This is a genomic window from Amycolatopsis rhizosphaerae, assembly GCF_007713715.1.
GTDB lineage: Bacteria > Actinomycetota > Actinomycetes > Mycobacteriales > Pseudonocardiaceae > Amycolatopsis_E > Amycolatopsis_E rhizosphaerae.
In genome coordinates this window covers 1-16,214 of sequence record NZ_VJWX01000111.1, presented here as the reverse complement: position 1 = coordinate 16,214, position 16,214 = coordinate 1, and the positions used below count along the sequence as shown (strand labels likewise).

16 protein-coding genes and 1 tRNA gene are annotated in these 16,214 nt (G+C 68.4%); 7 read left to right on the top strand and 10 right to left on the bottom strand.

Translation table 11 applies throughout. The annotated features are described in order from the left end of the window. The first annotated feature begins 288 nt into the window (after positions 1-288). Complete coding sequence (locus FNH05_RS13820) at positions 289-957, top strand: HNH endonuclease (protein ID WP_222426611.1); 669 nt, start codon at positions 289-291, stop codon at positions 955-957. 34 nt (positions 958-991) lie between these two features. On the opposite strand, the gene FNH05_RS13815 is transcribed toward FNH05_RS13820, so the two are convergent. After that, positions 992-1,576 carry a class I SAM-dependent methyltransferase gene (locus FNH05_RS13815; protein WP_144588135.1) on the bottom strand — a complete coding sequence of 195 codons (585 nt, stop codon included), beginning with the start codon at positions 1,574-1,576 and terminating at the stop codon, positions 992-994. Positions 1,577-1,657: 81 nt separating this feature from the next. Between FNH05_RS13815 and FNH05_RS13810 the strand changes: the two genes are divergently transcribed. Continuing rightward, entirely contained in the window at positions 1,658-2,107 is a 450-nt protein-coding gene (locus FNH05_RS13810) for a MarR family winged helix-turn-helix transcriptional regulator (RefSeq protein ID WP_186382529.1), read from the top strand. A 63-nt stretch (positions 2,108-2,170) separates the two neighbouring features. Then, positions 2,171-2,623, top strand: coding sequence for a nitroreductase/quinone reductase family protein (locus FNH05_RS13805; protein ID WP_144588132.1), 453 nt, complete (start codon positions 2,171-2,173; stop codon positions 2,621-2,623). A gap of 832 nt (positions 2,624-3,455) precedes the next feature. Here the strand turns inward: FNH05_RS13805 and FNH05_RS13800 are convergent. After that, positions 3,456-3,944, bottom strand: coding sequence for a GNAT family N-acetyltransferase (locus tag FNH05_RS13800; protein WP_144588129.1), 489 nt, complete (start codon positions 3,942-3,944; stop codon positions 3,456-3,458). 65 nt (positions 3,945-4,009) lie between these two features. Here FNH05_RS13800 and FNH05_RS13795 point away from each other — a divergent pair, with 65 nt between their 5' ends. Continuing rightward, complete coding sequence (locus FNH05_RS13795; RefSeq protein WP_144588127.1) at positions 4,010-4,447, top strand: cytidine deaminase; 438 nt, start codon at positions 4,010-4,012, stop codon at positions 4,445-4,447. Between the two features lie 42 nt (positions 4,448-4,489). Here FNH05_RS13795 and FNH05_RS13790 read toward each other — a convergent pair whose 3' ends face one another. After that, positions 4,490-5,473: a hypothetical protein gene (locus FNH05_RS13790; protein ID WP_144588125.1), complete on the bottom strand. Its 984-nt coding sequence runs from the start codon at positions 5,471-5,473 to the stop codon at positions 4,490-4,492. 75 nt (positions 5,474-5,548) lie between these two features. Further along, the gene (locus FNH05_RS13785) at positions 5,549-6,271 is read right to left on the bottom strand and encodes a Mut7-C RNAse domain-containing protein (protein ID WP_144588123.1); all 723 of its coding nucleotides are present in this window, start codon (positions 6,269-6,271) and stop codon (positions 5,549-5,551) included. A gap of 78 nt (positions 6,272-6,349) precedes the next feature. Here FNH05_RS13785 and FNH05_RS13780 point away from each other — a divergent pair, with 78 nt between their 5' ends. Together FNH05_RS13780 and FNH05_RS13775 are read left to right on the top strand one after the other, a co-directional pair. Then, positions 6,350-7,183, top strand: coding sequence for a helix-turn-helix domain-containing protein (locus FNH05_RS13780; protein WP_222426610.1), 834 nt, complete (start codon positions 6,350-6,352; stop codon positions 7,181-7,183). Positions 7,184-7,268: 85 nt separating this feature from the next. Next, positions 7,269-8,438, top strand: coding sequence for an acyl-CoA dehydrogenase family protein (locus FNH05_RS13775; protein ID WP_144588121.1), 1,170 nt, complete (start codon positions 7,269-7,271; stop codon positions 8,436-8,438). A 149-nt stretch (positions 8,439-8,587) separates the two neighbouring features. Here FNH05_RS13775 and FNH05_RS13770 read toward each other — a convergent pair. The 3 genes from FNH05_RS13770 to FNH05_RS13760 all read right to left on the bottom strand — a co-directional run bounded on the left by FNH05_RS13770 (position 8,588) and on the right by FNH05_RS13760 (position 10,800). Then, positions 8,588-8,661, bottom strand: a tRNA-Leu gene (locus tag FNH05_RS13770). A 29-nt stretch (positions 8,662-8,690) separates the two neighbouring features. Continuing rightward, positions 8,691-10,016 carry an NAD(P)/FAD-dependent oxidoreductase gene (locus FNH05_RS13765; RefSeq protein ID WP_144588119.1) on the bottom strand — a complete coding sequence of 442 codons (1,326 nt, stop codon included), beginning with the start codon at positions 10,014-10,016 and terminating at the stop codon, positions 8,691-8,693. Positions 10,017-10,101: 85 nt separating this feature from the next. Continuing rightward, positions 10,102-10,800 carry a uracil-DNA glycosylase gene (locus FNH05_RS13760; protein ID WP_222426609.1) on the bottom strand — a complete coding sequence of 233 codons (699 nt, stop codon included), beginning with the start codon at positions 10,798-10,800 and terminating at the stop codon, positions 10,102-10,104. A 44-nt stretch (positions 10,801-10,844) separates the two neighbouring features. Here FNH05_RS13760 and FNH05_RS13755 point away from each other — a divergent pair, with 44 nt between their 5' ends. Continuing rightward, positions 10,845-12,329: a S10 family peptidase gene (locus FNH05_RS13755; protein WP_144588115.1), complete on the top strand. Its 1,485-nt coding sequence runs from the start codon at positions 10,845-10,847 to the stop codon at positions 12,327-12,329. Positions 12,330-12,413: 84 nt separating this feature from the next. On the opposite strand, the gene FNH05_RS13750 is transcribed toward FNH05_RS13755, so the two are convergent. The 3 genes from FNH05_RS13750 to FNH05_RS13740 all read right to left on the bottom strand — a co-directional run bounded on the left by FNH05_RS13750 (position 12,414) and on the right by FNH05_RS13740 (position 16,047). Next, on the bottom strand, positions 12,414-12,881 hold the full coding sequence (locus tag FNH05_RS13750; RefSeq protein WP_144588113.1) for a hypothetical protein: 468 nt from the start codon (positions 12,879-12,881) through the stop codon (positions 12,414-12,416). A 124-nt stretch (positions 12,882-13,005) separates the two neighbouring features. After that, the gene (locus FNH05_RS13745; protein ID WP_144588111.1) at positions 13,006-14,736 is read right to left on the bottom strand and encodes a S8 family serine peptidase; all 1,731 of its coding nucleotides are present in this window, start codon (positions 14,734-14,736) and stop codon (positions 13,006-13,008) included. Positions 14,737-15,081: 345 nt separating this feature from the next. After that, on the bottom strand, positions 15,082-16,047 hold the full coding sequence (locus FNH05_RS13740; RefSeq protein ID WP_144588109.1) for a Ppx/GppA phosphatase family protein: 966 nt from the start codon (positions 16,045-16,047) through the stop codon (positions 15,082-15,084). Positions 16,048-16,214 lie beyond the last annotated feature (167 nt).

Genomic DNA, 16,214 nt, shown 5'->3' with positions numbered 1-16,214 from the left:
AGCCGAGGTCCAGCGTGACCCGCCCCGGCGCCGGGACCAGGTCGAAGAACTCGGTGCGGTAGCGCCAGTACGAATCCAGGCCGGGTTCCCGCGCCCAGGCGATCCACTGTTCCGCGTGGTCTTCCCACGCCTGGCCCGTCTCGGTGATCGCTTCGCTCATGGAGCGACCGTAACGCCGACCGTGCTCACCGACGAGCGGTTATCGCCCTTGGCGGCGTTCACCCCAGTAGCGGCTGGTATCGCACGCATGAACGCGACATGATCGATTTCCCCGGCAGGGAGGTCGCGTTGTCAGGCGTCGTGAACACCTTCGTCGACATACTCGTGTTCGGCGGGCTCGGTTTCCTCGGCGTGGCGGCGTTTTCGCTGCGCAACACCGCCCCGCCGAAGACACCGCCGTTCGCCCGCCCCCGGTCCACCAGTTCCGACAGCGGGCTCCGTGGGGACAACAACGCCGTCTTCCTCACCGATCGCGGTTTCCTGTTCCGCACGCGGTGGTTCTTCACCGCCACCGGATGCCCGCCCGTCCGGCTGCGCCGTGAAGAGGTGGGCCGCATCCAGGCGTTGCAGTGGCGGGAACCCGTGCAGGTCACGACGTTCCGGCCGCGCACGTGGTGGATGTTCGAGGACAACTTCTACTGGGAGGCCGCCGGGTACACCGCCCCGGACGTGCTGGCCCTCGTCCGGGACCGGGAGCGGCGCCGGCGCAACAGGCTGGAGCGCGCACACACCGCGCTCAAAATCGAGCAGCAGCCCCGGAATCGACGACAGCACATCCCCAAGGAGGTGCGCCGCCTGGTTTTCGAACGGGACGGCGGCCGCTGCGTCGAATGCGGCACGAACTTCGACCTGCAGTACGACCACATCCTCCCGGTGGCCCGCGGCGGCGCGACGTCCCCCGAGAACCTGCAGCTCCTGTGCGGCGACTGCAACCGCGCCAAGGGTGCCACGCTGTGAAGGAACCGGTCTCCCCGCGGCCCGCCCGCCGTTCCTACGCCGCGGCGAGTTCGAAACGCTGGAACAAGGCCAGCGGGAACCGGCCGACGGGCACGAGCGTCCGCGTCACCCGCCGGTGCTGCCGTGCGGCCGAGGACCGGACGCGCCCACCGGGAACCCAGCGGATGTCGTAGATCCACAGCCGCGCCTCGGCACGGGCGACGCGGGTCAGGGAGGCGATGGCTCCGTCGACATCGGTCCAGTGGTGCAGGCTCGCGGTGGACACCACGATGTCGGCGGAGCCGTCCGGGAGCGGGAGGTCGGCGAGATCGGCCACGCTGAACTCGACGCGTTCGGAGAGCCCTTCCCGCACGGCGCGCCGCCTCGCGACCTCGATCATGCCGGGTTCCAGATCGATGCCGTGCACCCGGAGATCGGAGCGACGGGTGGCGATCTCCACGGCCAGTTTTCCACTTCCGCATCCCGCGTCCAGCACCACGGCACCTTCGGGCGCGGCTGCGGCTACGTCGTCGGCGACCCGCCAGTACACCGGCTCGAACACCCTGCCCTCGTGCCGGTCGTAGGACTCCCCGTTCGCGAGGCGGTGGCGTTGGACCAGCTCGTTCAGTGCCTTCAACATGAGCACTCCTATAATCGTTGACAGTAGCAACTGTCATCGATGCTAACGTCAACAGTTGCCATTATCAACCATGGAGGTGCGGTGTCGAGTCCCGATCCCGAGTTGCTGGAGCCTGTGCTCACGAAGGTGATGCGGCTGGCCGCGATGCACGGCGACGCGTCTGCCGAGGTCACCCCCGGGGTTGCGCTGACCACGGCTGAGGGCGTGCTGCTCGTCGAGCTCCTGGCGATCGGCGGGGCGACGCAACAGCAACTGGCTGACCGGCTGAGCCTCGACAAGAGCCGGGTCAGCCGGTTGTGCCTGGCGCTGGAGCGCAAAAAGCTCATCACGCGCGAGCGGGACGAACACAACCGGCGCAACCTCGTCGTCAGGATCACCGAACTCGGAGAACAGGCGGCGACCCGGCTGCGCCGGACCTGGCGGGATCGCCACGAGCGCATGCTCGCCGCCATGAGCGCGGAGGAACGGAACGGACTCCTGCTCGGTCTCCGCGCGATCATCAGGGAGTTCGGCGCCCCGCACGGGGGATGACCAGGCGCGGAGATCATTCCGGGCTGAGAACCCCCTCAGACCCCTGGCTCTAGCGTGGCTGCCATGACCACGGGGAATCCCACTGTGCCAAGGTTTGTCAACGTCGTCGTGCGGACTCTGCTGCGCACGCCGGCGCACCGCCTTCTCAGCAGGAACACGATGCTGCTGTCGTTCGCCGGGCGGAAGACAGGGAGGGTCTACACCATTCCGGTGAGCTACCTTCGCGAGGGAGAGGTCATCACCTGTTACACCGACAGCGGTTGGTGGAAGAACCTTCGCGGGGGCGCGCCCGTGTCCGTGAGCGTCGCCGGGCGGCGGTTACGAGGGGTCGGTGAGGTCGTGACACAGGCGCATCAGGCCGCGGTGGAAAGCCTGCGCACCTTCCTGGTCAAATCACCCCGCGACGCGAAATACCACGGCGTGACGTTGGCGCCGAACGGCGATCCCGACGCCGGGGACCTCGACCGTGCCGCCCGCACGAGCGCGATGATCCGGATCCGCCTCATGCCGGAGTGATGGTCACGGTGGCCGCGAGTCCGCCACCGAGGGCCAGTCGACGGTCTCAAGCCGGTTGGACGACTTGACGGCCTCGATGAGAACGCCGGTGCCACTGACTTTCGTGCCGGACAGGTCCCAGTCGGTCCACACGAACCAGGAACGGTCACGGGGCCAGAAGTTGGTCGGCGAGGACGGGTAGGCACCCCCCGGTTCTCGATCAGGTCACCGATGGCCGCGAGGGGGCCTTGCCAGACGTGCGGTGTGTCGAAGTCGGCTGCGGCCAGCGAGCAGTAGAAGACGACGCACGTCGTGTCGCGACCGTCCGACGAGTGCTCGGCCAACACCGAGACCAGTGCCTCGAGACTGGCTTCGTCGAGCGAACCCTCCGCAGGGGGCTCGAAACTCAACGGCCAACTGCGGTGGGGGAACCAGCGGTACGACGGCGGAAATGCCTGGTCCGGCAGACACGGTCCATCGCCCCAACCGAGGTGGTCTCGCCACAGCAGTCGCCTCCACGGCGCGCCGGGGCGCACGGTAAACCCGAGCGGCATGCCCGTGACCGTGGATACCTCGTCAAGGTTGAGCTGCCCGATGATCGCCGGAGAAGCCTCACCGGAGGCGAGCCTTCTCCGGTAATGATCGTCGTGACTGCCGAGACCGTCCAGGCCGCTGTTGTGGTACATCGCGTGCAGGACCCACGTCGACGCGTGCCACCCCTGCTGGTCATAGCCGGTCACAGCCCCGATGCCGTCGCGGTCGGCCAGCCAACGCAACGCACTCGCAGGGTCCACCACTCGGCGCATCGACACGGCAACCATCTTCGCGGGTCAAGGCGCCTTACTCCAGTGGATTACCGTTCACTGCTCATGCCTTTTGTCTTGCCGAGTTCGACCTGTAGGAGCCGGGGGGATATCACAAAACCGCCACGGGAATAGGCCGAAATCGCTCGCGTGCTGGAGTGAACCGTCAGCCGCTCCAGCCTTAATTCACGCGCGAGATTCACGACCGCCTCGATCAGCCGACTTCCAAGGCCGGCGTCCCTGTGCTCCGGCAACACGTAAACGCACTGCACGTCGCCTGACGCACGGTCAAGGGCGTGCGGGGTCGGCACGCGCTGGATGATCGCCAGCCAGGCCATGCCGATGACCGCCTCGCCGCGGACCATGACCAGGCAATGGTGCGAGGACTTGTGCACCTGTACCCAGCTCACGAACCGGCGCACGAACTCCTCCTGGCCGGTGCCGGGTGAGCTCCCATTTTCCAGCACCCACCGCCACCGAAGCTCGGCGACCGCACTCAATTCGTCTTCCTTGGCAGGTCGAACAGTGATGTCGTCCACGCTTTCATCCTGGCCTGGATCACCTCACTGGACGGCGGAAACCGGCGCCTGCCAGACTGGACGGCGTGCGCCTGGACCAGCGGCTGATCGACGCCGCCATCGAACTGCTCGACCACCGATGGCCCGGGGCCGACTATGCGGTGGCGGCCGCCGCGTATCTCGACGACGGCGAGATCCTGACCAGTGTCGGTCTGGACAACATCAACGCCGCTGCGGGGCTGTGCGCGGAGACCGGCAACATCTGCCGGGCGTACACCCTGAACAGGACCCTCACGGCCTCGGTGTGCGTTGGCAGGGAAGGCGACGGCCCGATCAATTTCCTTGCTCCGTGCGGCATCTGCCAGGAGCGGCTCGCGCTCTGGGGGCCCGGCGTCGAGGCTGCCGTCCCCAAGCCGGGCGAGGAGCGTGGCTGGGGTGTCCGCACCCTCGGTGAGCTCAACCCCGTCTACTGGGCCACCCAGTTCACCGATGGCAGCTGGCCCTCGCTCGCCGAGCACCGCTGATCAGGAGCCGGTCATCCTGACAAGCGCGACAAGATTCCGAGGTCAGGGAAGTTTGGGCCAGGTCGCGGCTGCGACGGTTTTGGCGAAGGCGCAGGGGTCTTTGATGGACTCGGGGACGCGGACCCGGAGCTTCGCGTATTCGTAGACGCCGGGCCATGACGTGGCGCCGACTATGGTTCGGAGGCTGCAGTACCCGGCAGATTGACTGACGATCGTTATCTGATCGTCGATCGTGATCTTCGTTCCCCCGGTTGGCTGGGCGCTGTACTCGTCGATGAGCTGAACCTCGGTGGTGTCGACGGGATTGAGCCAGATGCAGCGGTGCCGGTTTGGTGCCGGGATCACTTCGAGTCCGCTTGCCGGGCCCAACACCTCGAGAGGATCGGGCATCAGAGTGCACATATCGAACTTGCCGAGATAGGCCCCCCGGTCATAATGGCCGGCCTTCCTCGTGGTGACATGTTCGACAAGTCCGGCGAAGACAGCCTCTTCCACGGTGCACAGCGCGGCACGCTGGTCCACGGTACCGATGTTGTTGTCGGTGAAACCGACAGTGACCGACAGATGAGTACCGTCGGCGAAAGTCAAGTACCGCAAGCACGATGTCGGGTGGACGAAGAACGTTCCGCGCTGGACCTGCAGGCCCTGATCCAGCGGGGTCGCGCTGACATCGGGACCTCGCTCCGGATCTTCCTTGGCGGCCGCGAGTTCGCCCACCTGAACCAGGATGTCGCGACCGCCGACGGTGCCGAACTCATAACACACATTGGGGTCGGAGATGACGTGACTACGAATTTTTACTCCGGCACCGGCGGCCTTGTCCTGGTCCAGCAGACTGCAGAAGTCAAGCGAGCCGAAGTCGCCCAGCGCCTGCTCCGGGTGCAGTGGCTCCGGGGCGACCGACGGCGGAGTGGCCGGGGGTGATGAAGGAACATCACGTTGCGGCGTCGGGGTACCAGTGGTGCCAGTGGAGGTGCAGGCCGCAAGAAGAACCGCGACCAGGACGACGAGCCAGGATCGTGCCACGGTCGGAACGTCTGTTTCCCAGGGGCCGTCGTTACATATTGCGACCGAACTGTCCGTCCGAGCTCAGGATGCGTGTCATCTGCGCTGGGCGACGGTGAGCCGGGCCGCCTCCACGACCGCTTCGAGCCGTCGGCTGTGTGCGCCCCGCCAGTACACCCGGCCGCAGGCCCGGCAGCGGGCGAATTCCCAGTACATGCGGCGGGTTCCGGGCAGCAGCCGGTGCGCCACCTCCGCCTTCGGCACCGGCGACAGCTCTCCGTTGCACGCGGTGCACCGGGTCCAGGGGGCCAGCGGCGGCGCGAACCGGTCCAGCACGTCGCGCAACTGGTCGTCCGAGTGGGCGCCCCGCACGTAGGCGCCTCGCCACAGCACGTGTCGCCGCAGCAGCCCCCGGTCCTGAGTGAGCAATACCCGCCGCTCGTCGTTGGCCTGCTCGATCAACGTGTCGTCGTCGAGATCGTTGGCGTAGGCGGTGTTAATGCCAACGAGACGCAGTTTCCGGGCCAGCGCACCGAGATGCACGTCGAGGACGAAGCGCGGCGCGGGTACCGGCTCGGGGCGGGACACGGCCGCCACGGTGATCACGTCGCCGGCCGAGGGGCGGTTCGACGGGGTCCTGGCCCGGCCGCCGACCAGGATGGGCCCCACCTCGGGCAGCGGGATGCCTAGCGATTCGATCACCTGTCCCAGTGAGGACGTGCCGTCGAAGGAGACCCGCACCCGCTCGCGCCGCCGCCGCGCCGCGAGGAACGGCCTCAGCTCCGTCGCAACGTGTACTTCCAGCTCGGCGGCACCCATCCGTCCAGCATGCGCCGTTGCCTTGCCTGGGAGTATTTGGGCCAGGTTGGGACGGACCTGCCCGGTTAGGCTCGGGGTGTGGCGGAAACCAAAGGGCTGGGCTCGGTGCTCCGTTTCTGGCGGGATAACACCACCCCGGAGGCTGCCGGGATCAGCCGAGGGGGCCAACGGCGAGTTCCGGGATTGAGACGCGAGGAACTGGGACTGTTGGCGGGGGTGTCGGCGGACTACATCAGACGTCTTGAGCAGGGGCATGGGCGCCCGTCGCGGGAGGTGCTGGAAGCGCTTGCCCGAGCGCTGCGGTTGAGCCGCGAGGACTATGAGTATTTCTGTGTGCTCGCAGGGTATTCACCGGTGGGCGACGGTTCCGTACCGCAGCACGTCGGTCCCGGCGCACAGCGCCTGCTCGGTCGCCTGACCGACATACCGATATGCGTCTGCGACGCCGCGTGGACGGTCATTCTGTGGAACGGAGCCTGGGCGTCGGTGATGGGCTGTGGCCCGGCACCCGGTCCGGGACGAGACCGCAATGTGGCCTGGCGCCTCTTCGCCGGAGTGCCTGGCGCATTCTTCCGTTCCTCAGGGCAAACGGCCCGATTCGAGGCCACGGTCGTCGCCGACCTGCGGACGGCGGTCGCGAAGTATCCGGCGGACGTCGGTCTGAGCAGCCTCGTGGCCGATCTGACCGCATGCAGCCGACGTTTCCGTTCCCTGTGGCTGAATGGCGACACCACGAGTATCCGCGCGGAACAGGTGGTCTTGCGGCATCGCGATGTGGGAGAAATCGGCGTCGACCTCGACACGATGGCTTTCGACGACGGTGACCTGCGGTTCATCTTCTTCACCGCGGCCCCTGGCACGGCTGACGCGATTCGCCTCGCCGCGGCAGGTGGGCAGCGACCGCCGGTCTGAACGGCGCCTGGCCCGTACCGGAAATCCCGATCCTCGGGCGATCTGTCACACCGTTTTTCGCATAACCAAGGAGCAATGATCATTCATGTCGACCATCACCCAGGGACGTCACGCGCGGCATCCCGCGGAAGCCGAACTGGTTGAGCGGGCCGAGGCAATCGTGCCGACGCTGTCGGCTCACGCGATGGAGGCGGAGAGCACGTACCGGCTGGCGCCCGCTTCCGTCGCTGCGGTTCGCGAAGCCGGCCTGTTCGCGCTCACCGTTCCTCGCGATGCCGGTGGGTTCGAGGCCGACCTGCGCACGCTGGCGCGGGTGGGCATCGCCTTGGGGAGCGGATGTCCGTCGACGGCCTGGGTGACGTCGTTGTCGGCCTTCTCCAAGAGGTCGGTCGGCGCGTTGGTGCGGGATGACGCCCGGGCAGCCTATTTTTCCGATCCTCACGCCCTCGTGTGTGCCAGTTCGGTCGCCGCGGGACACGGGGAAGAGGTCGCGGGCGGCCTCCGGCTGTCGGGGCGCTGGCACATGGCTTCCGGGTGTGAGGACGCGGAGTGGGCCTTCCTGCTTGTGCCGGTCCTTCGAGACGGCGCACCGGCCGGGGTGGGGTCGGCGCTCGTGCGGATCTCCGAACTCGCCATCGAACACTCCTGGCGAGGCGCGGGACTCGCGGGCACGGGAAGCCACACGCTCGTCGCCGACGGGCTTGTGGTCTCCTCCGGCTTCGTCCGGCCACCGGCCAACGGACGAATCACACCGCCGCCGGCGGTCGTCATCGGCGCGGTGGTGGCACACCTCGCCCCGATGATCGGCGCGGCAAGGGGTGCGCTGGCCGCCGCCGGTGACCTGTTCGCCGGCAGCTATGTGCCTTCTCAGACCACCCACCGGCGGCTCACGGATTCGCCTCTGGCCCGGCACCTCTATGGGCAGGCCACCCACCTTGTCGACACCGCCGTCGGCCGGATACTGGATGTCGCCGGAGAACTCGACGCCATGGACCCCACCGATTCCGTGCCCGTACGCGAACGTTCACGGCTGCGTATGCACCTGGTATCCGCCGCCCGGGAATGCCGCCAGGCGAGCGAATACCTGCTCGACGCGCACGGCGCGAGCGGTTTTGCCGCCGACAACCCACTGCAGCGCTTCTGGCGGGACCTGGCGGTCGGCACCCGGTATCACGGCCTCAACTCCTATGTCACGGAGGAAGACTACGACCGAGTCCTGCTCGGGCTCGAACCCCCGGTTTCCCTGGCGTTGTGACCGGTACACCGGCTACCAGGTGCCAACCGGCGCGAACCGCAAGGTCAACGACCCCGCCAAGTGGGTGTCGTCCCCGGAACACACGATGAGCCGCGGCGGGAGATAGGCAGGAAACGCCTGGTCAGCGACCAGGCGCGCCTTCGGTTCAGTGCCCCCGACGGGATTCGAACCCGCACTGAATCGATTTTAAGTCGACTGCCTCTGCCGGTTGGGCTACGGGGGCACCGCAAGAGTACTGCGGTGCCCCTGGGCTCAGGACCTGGAGGCCCGGGCGAACTCTTCCTTCGGGTTGTTGATCTGCCCGAGGGACACGACCTCGCGGCGGAACAGGCCGCCGAGCATCCAGTCGAGCAGGATGTGCACCTTGCGGTTGAAGGTCGGCATCGCCTTGAGGTGGTAGCCGCGGTGGAACAGCCACGCGGGGAAGCCCTTGATCTTCAGGTTCAGCGCGTCCGCGACACCCTTGTGCAGGCCGAGCCCGGCCACCGCACCCAGGTTCTTGTGGTAGTAGTCCTTCGGCTGGCCGCCGCGCAGCACGTGGATGATGTTGCTCGCGAGGTGCGTCGCCTGGCGCACGGCGTGCTGGGCGTTCGGCGGGCAGGTGGCGGTCGGGTCCTGCTCGGTGCGCGACAGGTCCGGGACGGCGGCGTTGTCCCCCGCGGTCCACACGTCGGGGTGCCCGACGACCTGCAGGGCGGCGGTCGCCTCGACGCGGCCGCGCTTGTCGATCGGCAGGTCCGAGTTGGCCAGCACCGGGTTGGCCTTCACCCCGGCGGTCCAGATGATGGTGTCGCTGTCGAACTCGGTGCCGTCGGAGAGCACCACGTGCCCGTTCTCGAACGACTTCGCCGCGGTGGACAGGAACACCTCGATGCCACGCTTTTCGAGCTGCTCGACGGTCCACACACCGAGGGTCTCGCGCACCTCGGGCAGGATCCGGCCCGCGGCCTCCACGAGCACCCAGCGGATGTCCGAGGGCTCGATGTTCTCGTAGTACCGCGTGGCGAAGCGGGTCATGTCCTCGAGTTCGGCGAGCGCCTCGATACCGGCGAAACCGCCGCCGACGACCGTGAAGGTGAGCAGCCGCTTGCGCAGCTCCGGGTCCAGGGTGCTGGCCGCCTCGTCGAGCTTGGTCAGCACGTGGTTGCGGAGGTAGATCGCCTCACCGATGGTCTTGATGCCGATGCCCTGCTCGGCCAGGCCGGGGATCGGCAGCAGCCGCGGGACCGCACCCAGCGCGACCACGAGCACGTCGTAGTTCAGCTGCTCGATGTGCCCGTCGGCGGCCTCGACCGTGACGGACTTGCGCTCGTGCTCGATCTTGTTGACGCGCGCGGTGAGCACATGGCACCGCTTGAGGACCCGCCGCAGCGGCACGACCACGTGCCGCGGTTCGATGGCGCCGGCCGCCGCCTCCGGGAGGAACGGCTGGTACGTCATGTGGGGCTGGGGGTCCACGATGGTGACGGACGCCTCGTTGGCGCGGAGCTTCTTCTGGAGTCCCAACGCGGTGTAGAGCCCGACGTAACCACCGCCCAGAATCAAGATCCGGGTCGGTTCCGACTTCGTTGCGGCCATGGCTGTATCTTCCCACTCTCCCCGGCCCATCGCTCGCGCACCCCGACCAGCTGTGACGGGGGTCGCCGTAGCAGGGCAAAACGATTCAGATCAACCCGGCTTCCCGGGCCGCCAATGCCAGTACATCCCTCAGCATCGCGGGGGTCAACCGGCCGGTGAAGGTGTTCTGCTGCGACACGTGGTAGCACCCGAACAAGGTCAGCGGAGGCTCCCCCGGCAAGGGCACCCGGGTGCCGTGACCGAACCTGGGCAGCGGTTTCGGCAGCGGGCGTACTCGTGCGATCACGGGAAGCAACGCCTGCCAGCCGAAGGCACCGAGCACCACGACGGCCCTCAGAGTGGGCCGGAGGAGTTCGAACTCACGCACCAGCCAGGGGCGACATTCGTCACGTTCGGCCGGTGTCGGCTTGTTCGCGGGTGGCGCGCAGTGCACGGGCGCGGTGATCCGGGTCCCGCGGAGTTCGAGTCCGTCGCCCGGGCGCGTGGATCGGGGCTGCGATGCCAGCCCGACGTCGTACAGCGCTTGAAAAAGCACGTCACCGGAGCGGTCGCCGGTGAACATGCGGCCGGTCCGGTTCCCGCCGTGCGCGGCCGGGGCCAGTCCCACGATCGCCAGCGAGGCCCCCGGCGGGCCGAAACCCGGTACCGGGCGTCCCCAGTAGGTTTCGTCCGCGAAGGCGGCCCGCTTGGTGGCGGCCACCTGTTCGCGCCACTGGACGAGCCGGGGACAGCGACGGCAGCGGGCGACGTCGGCGTCCAGTTCCGCGAGCGTGTTCGTTGTCACCAGCCCAGGCTAGGCCCGCCGCGCGGCCTGGATAGGTTTCCGGCATGGCCGACACCACAACTGACGAGACCAGTGAGCCGCAGGGCGAAACCAAGCCCGCGGCGCCGACCGACGATCTGGTCACCACCCGGCACACGCTCACCGTCAAACGGCGCAAGCTCGCCTACACGGCGCAGACGGGGCGGATCGTGCTGCGCAAGGAAGTGCTCACCGAAGGCAAGTTCGACGGGCACGTCGCCAAGGCCGAGGTGTTCCTCACCGCCTACACCCTCGACGGCGCCGAACCCGGCAGCCGCCCGGTGACCTTCGCCTTCAACGGCGGCCCGGGTGCGGCCAGCGTCTGGCTGCACATGGGCCTGCTGGGGCCGCGGCGCGTGGTGACCGGGGACGTCGACTCGCCCGAACCGCCGCCGTACCGGCTGGTGGACAACCCCGAAACCCTGCTGACGCACAGCGACCTGGTGTTCATCGACCCGGTGGCCACCGGCTACTCCCGCGCCGTGACCGGCGAACAGCCCAAGGACCACCACGGCTTCACCGCCGACATCGAATCCGTCGGCGAGGTCATCCGCCTGTGGACCTCGCGCAACGGCCGCTGGATGTCCCCCAAGTACCTCGCGGGCGAGTCGTACGGCACGCTGCGGGCCGCCGGGCTGGCCGCGCATCTGCAGGAGCGGCACGGCATGTACCTCAACGGCCTGATGCTGATCTCCTCCGTGCTGGACATGGGGGCGATCCGTTTCACGGAGGGCAACGACAGGCCGTACCCGCTGTTCGTGCCGACGTACGCGGCGATCGCGCACTACCACGGGCTTCACGGTGATCGCCCGCTCGACGACGTGCTCGCCGACGCGGAGGAATTCGCCGCGCGGGAGCTGCCGTTCGCGCTGGAACGGGGCGCCCGGCTGTCCACAGAGGAGCGTACCGCCGCGGTACGGACGCTGGCCTCACTCACCGGACTTGAAGAGTCCTATGTGGACAAGGTGAACCTGCGGATCGAACACGTCCGGTTCTTCACCGAACTGCTGCGCGACCGGGGGCTCACCACCGGCCGCATGGACGGGCGGTTCACCACGTGGGAGCCGGACGGCGGACGCGAGCACATGAGTGACGACGCGTCGATCTCGCGGCTGATGGGCGCGTACTCGGCCGGGTTCAACCACTACGTGCGGGCGGATCTGGGCTACGAAAGCGACCTGCCCTACGAGATCCTGTCGGTGGACGTCAACCAGGCATGGTCGTACTCCGACTTCGAAGGCCGGTCGGTGTCGGCGGTGGAATCGCTCAGCTCGGCGATGCGGGCGAACCCGCACCTGAAGCTGCACGTCGCGATGGGCTACTACGACGGCGCGACCCCGTACTACGCGGCCGAGCACGTGCTGGCGCACCTGGTGATCCCGGAGGAACTGCGGGAGAACATCGAATCCGCGTACTACCCGGGCGGGCACATGATGTACGTGCACGAGCCGTCGCGGATCCAGCAGTCGAAGGACCTCGCCGCCTTCGTCACCGCCAGCAGCAACCGGTAGTCGCCCGCGATCATTGGCCGTGAAGGGTCCCTTCACAGTCGTATCGACTGTGAAGGGACCCTTCACGGCACTCCTGCCGGTGGGTCAACGAAGTTCGTGCACGCCGGCGGAGTCGACCATGACGCTCGTCTGGGGACCGCCGGGGCCGCAACCGGGGCCGTTCGGGTAGGACAGCACGGGGGTCACCGTGAGCCGGGTCCCGGCCAGGGTCACCTCGACCGGCGCGGCGGGCAGGTCCGGGATCTCGGCGAAGCCGTGCTTCCCCCCGGTTTCCCGAGGCTGGGCCAGGCAGGCGTCGGACGGCTTCGGTCCGATGCAGGTCGCGCCCGCCGCCGTGGTCCCCGGTTCGAGCGGGACGGGATAGTCGTGGCACGTCCCGTTCCAGCAGGCGGTGAGGGTCAGCGAGGTGGTTACCGTCGCGACGGCCGGAGCCACCTCGACTCCGACGCCCACCCGGGTCGCGATCGCGGTGCAGGCGTGGGATTCACCGGAACCCGCCTGAGTTCCACACGCGGTCGCCGTCGCCAGGGCGAGCAGGGCCAGAAAGCGCATGCCGTAAGGACGGAAGGCGGGCGGGATCCGGTTGCATGGCCGAAAAACCGAGCCGTGAGGGATCCCCTCACGGCCGATATGACTGTGAGGGGACCCCTCACGGCAGCGCCGCGAGGGCGGAGGGTCAGCCGCGGAGGTAGCCGGCGCCGCGGGTGACCGCGGCGTAGGCATCGACGGCGCCGTGGCCGTAGAAGCCGTTGAACTCCGGCGTGCCCACACAGGTCGCGGTGAACGAGGCGTCCCGGCCCTCGTCGAGGTAGTCGACGGTGTTCGGCACCGGGCACGCGATGTGCGCCGCGGTCCCTTCGAGCACACGCTGCACGGCGTCAGGGCTCATACCGAATCCGCCCCGCGACGGCCTGCCGTACTGGGAAACGATCAGCGCGGCGACCCCGGTGGCGTGCGGCGTGGCCATCGAGGTGCCCTGCAGGTACTGGTAGTACCCGACGCGCCCGTCCGGGGCCACCGCCTTCTGCACGCCGAGCGCGATCCCGTCGGCCGTGAGGTTCCCGTCCTGGTCGATGGTTCCTTCGGCCACCCCGACATTGCGGGGGTAAGCGGAGAGGATCATGTTCTGGTTGGTGCGGTACCAGTCGGTGCCGAAACCGTCACGGAAGAAACCGCCGGGCGCGGATACCGAGATCTGCTCGGTGCCGTAGTTCGAGTAGTCGGCCTTGGCGCCGGAGGGGCCGAACGAGGAAACACCGATGGTGTGCGGGCCTTCGACGGGCAGCGACAGACAGCTCGCGTTGTCGATCGTCCGGTTGTGGGTGGAGCCCGCCGGGTAGTCGGGGCTGCTGGTGTCGGGCTGCGGCGCGCCGAGATCGGTGTGCTGGTTGCCCAGCGCCACCACCGAGGTCACGCCCTTGCGGTGGGCGTAGTTCAGCGCCCGGTCGATCGCCTCGATGATGGTGCGCTGCTCGATCTTCTGCTCGGCCGTGTCGGCCGCGTTGTTCGCGCAGTTGTACAGCCAGGGATCGACGTAGAACGACATGTTGACGACGTCGAGGCCCGCGTCGCCGGCGTAGGTGATGGCGTCGACGACGGGCTGGAGGAAGAAGAAACCGGAGTCCTGCCCGGCACGGACGTTGACCAGTGTCACGTTCGGCGCGACGCCGGAGATGCCGAAACCGTTGGCGGCGGCGGCGATGGTGCCCGCGACGTGCGTGCCGTGCCCGTTGTCGTCGTGGTCGGCGGGGTCGACGCAACCCCGGTATTCGCAGGGGCCGTCGACCACGGCGCCGGTCTCGTCGGTGGGGATGTCCCTGGTGAAGTTGCGCGAGTCGGCCGCGTCGAAGTTCGGCGCGATGTCGGGGTGCGAACCGTCGACGCCGGTGTCGATGATGCCGACCTTGACCCGCTTGTCGCCGGGCTGCACCGTCCGCGCGAGGTCGGAACGGACCGACTTCAGTCCCCACAGTTCGCTGTCGAGCGGATCCATGCCGGTCTGGACCGGTTTCCTGACGGCGCCCTCCCGGCCGCCCGAAAACCGCTGTTCCTTTTCCACCGCGTCCGGCTTGGCCGCTGCCCTGTCCTGCGGGGCACGGCCGATCGACGTCGCCCTGGCCGCGCCGTAAACCGCGCGGCTGGCCGAAATCCGCTCCACGAAACCGGAAGCGGGGGCACTGGCGGTGATCAGGCCGACCGCGGTGTTGCTGTGCAGGACGGTGCCGCCCGCGTCCCGGATCGCCTGTTCGGCGGCGGCGACGCTCTGCCCGCCCGCCGTCAGCACGGTGAATTCCGTGGCGGCACCGGAAAGCTGCGGTTGCGCCGCGGCGGTGGGCGCGGCGACGCCCGCGATGCCGCCGATCAGCGGCACGGCGAGCGCGGCGATGAGCAACCTCGTACGTCTCAAGGAAAATCCTCCTCACCAAAGGGTGAGCAGAACCTATCCAAGCTTCCGGCGAATCGGAACAAAAACCCTACTAAAGTCAGTGGTCACATTCCGGACGCGGCGGTACTGCCGCGCGTGTCCCACTGCTTGACCGTGAGGGGTCCCCTCACAGCACCGCGCAGCCCTGCTTGCAGGCGGGTCACCGCGGAGAAAGGCGCCCTCCCACGGGCCGAACGTGGGACTCGGGCTGCCGGAAGGTGGGACACAAGCGCCGGAAGGTGGGACTCGCCCATGCAAGGACCGACTTTGCCGGGGCCCTGGCCAATACGACGTGAGGGGACCCCTCACGGTCGCGTTGACGAGCGATCAGGCCGACGGGGTGGCCAGGGACAGCGCGATCCCGTCCAGGATGTCGTGCTCGCTGACCACCAGATCGGCCGGGCCGCCGCGCTCGGCCAGCTGCTCCGCGAGCACCCGCACGATCAGCGCGCCCCCGCCGATGACGTCCACCCTGCCGGGGTGGATCACCGGATTGGCCGCGCGGGTGGCGTGATCGGCCGCCAGCAGCTCGTCCGACATCCTCGCGATGTCCGAAAAGGACAGTCGGGACAGGTGCGTGCGCTCCGAATCGTAGGCGGGCAGTTCCTGGGCCACCGCGGACAGCGTGGTGACAGTGCCCGCCACCCCGATCCACGTCTTCGCCTTCGCCACGTCCACCACCTCGAAAGCATCTTCGAGCACCTCGGTGGCGAACGCGCGGGCCGCGGCGATCTCCTCACCGGTCGGCGGGTCGGACTTCAGCGCCCGCTCGGTGATCCGCACGCAGCCGATGTCCACCGACTTCGCGGAGGTCACCGAGGCCCGTTGCCCGTCCCAGTCCCCGAGCACCAGTTCGGTCGAGCCGCCGCCCACGTCCACCACGAGGAACGGCCCGTCGTCGGGATCCTGTTCGCCGACGGCGCCGGTGAAGGACAGCCGGGCCTCCTCGTCCCCGCTGATCACCTCCGCCTCCACGCCGAGGACCTCGCGCGTCATCGCGAAGAACTCGTCGCGGTTGCTCGCGTCCCGGGTCGCCGAAGTCGCCACCATGCGCACCCGCTCGACTCCCTTGCGGCGCGCGGCGATCGTGTAGTCGGCGAGCGCCTTGCGGGTGCGCTCCAGCGCCTCCGGCGCCAGGCGCCCGGTGGCGTCCACCCCCTGGCCGAGCCGCACCACCCGCATCTCCCGATGCAGGTCGCGCAGGTCGACGGTGCCGTCGTGCCGGTGGGTCAGCTCGGCGACGAGCAGGCGGATGGAGTTCGTTCCACAGTCGATCGCGGCAACACGAGGCATGGGACCACCCTACGAGGTGGCCGTGACCGACGCGGTGCTGGACCCGGTGGTGCTGGACCCGGTGGTGCTCGTCGGCGGCGCGCACGGGTCCTGGCTCGGCGAGGTGGTGGTAGTGGGGCCCGTGACCGGCGAAGTCGGCGAGGGCGGCGTGGTGGTCGTGGTGGTCG

Bases quoted from the DNA above. Each gene is read 5' to 3' on its own strand.
- FNH05_RS13765 (WP_144588119.1), bottom strand. From the start codon at position 10,016: ATGGCCGCAACGAAGTCGGAACCGACCCGGATCTTGATTCTGGGCGGT.
- FNH05_RS13775 (WP_144588121.1), top strand. From the start codon at position 7,269: ATGTCGACCATCACCCAGGGACGTCACGCGCGGCATCCCGCGGAAGCC.
- FNH05_RS13740 (WP_144588109.1), bottom strand. From the start codon at position 16,047: ATGCCTCGTGTTGCCGCGATCGACTGTGGAACGAACTCCATCCGCCTG.
- FNH05_RS13815 (WP_144588135.1), bottom strand. From the start codon at position 1,576: ATGTTGAAGGCACTGAACGAGCTGGTCCAACGCCACCGCCTCGCGAAC.
- FNH05_RS13750 (WP_144588113.1), bottom strand. From the start codon at position 12,881: ATGCGCTTTCTGGCCCTGCTCGCCCTGGCGACGGCGACCGCGTGTGGA.
- FNH05_RS13755 (WP_144588115.1), top strand. From the start codon at position 10,845: ATGGCCGACACCACAACTGACGAGACCAGTGAGCCGCAGGGCGAAACC.
- FNH05_RS13785 (WP_144588123.1), bottom strand. From the start codon at position 6,271: ATGGGTGCCGCCGAGCTGGAAGTACACGTTGCGACGGAGCTGAGGCCG.
- FNH05_RS13805 (WP_144588132.1), top strand. From the start codon at position 2,171: ATGACCACGGGGAATCCCACTGTGCCAAGGTTTGTCAACGTCGTCGTG.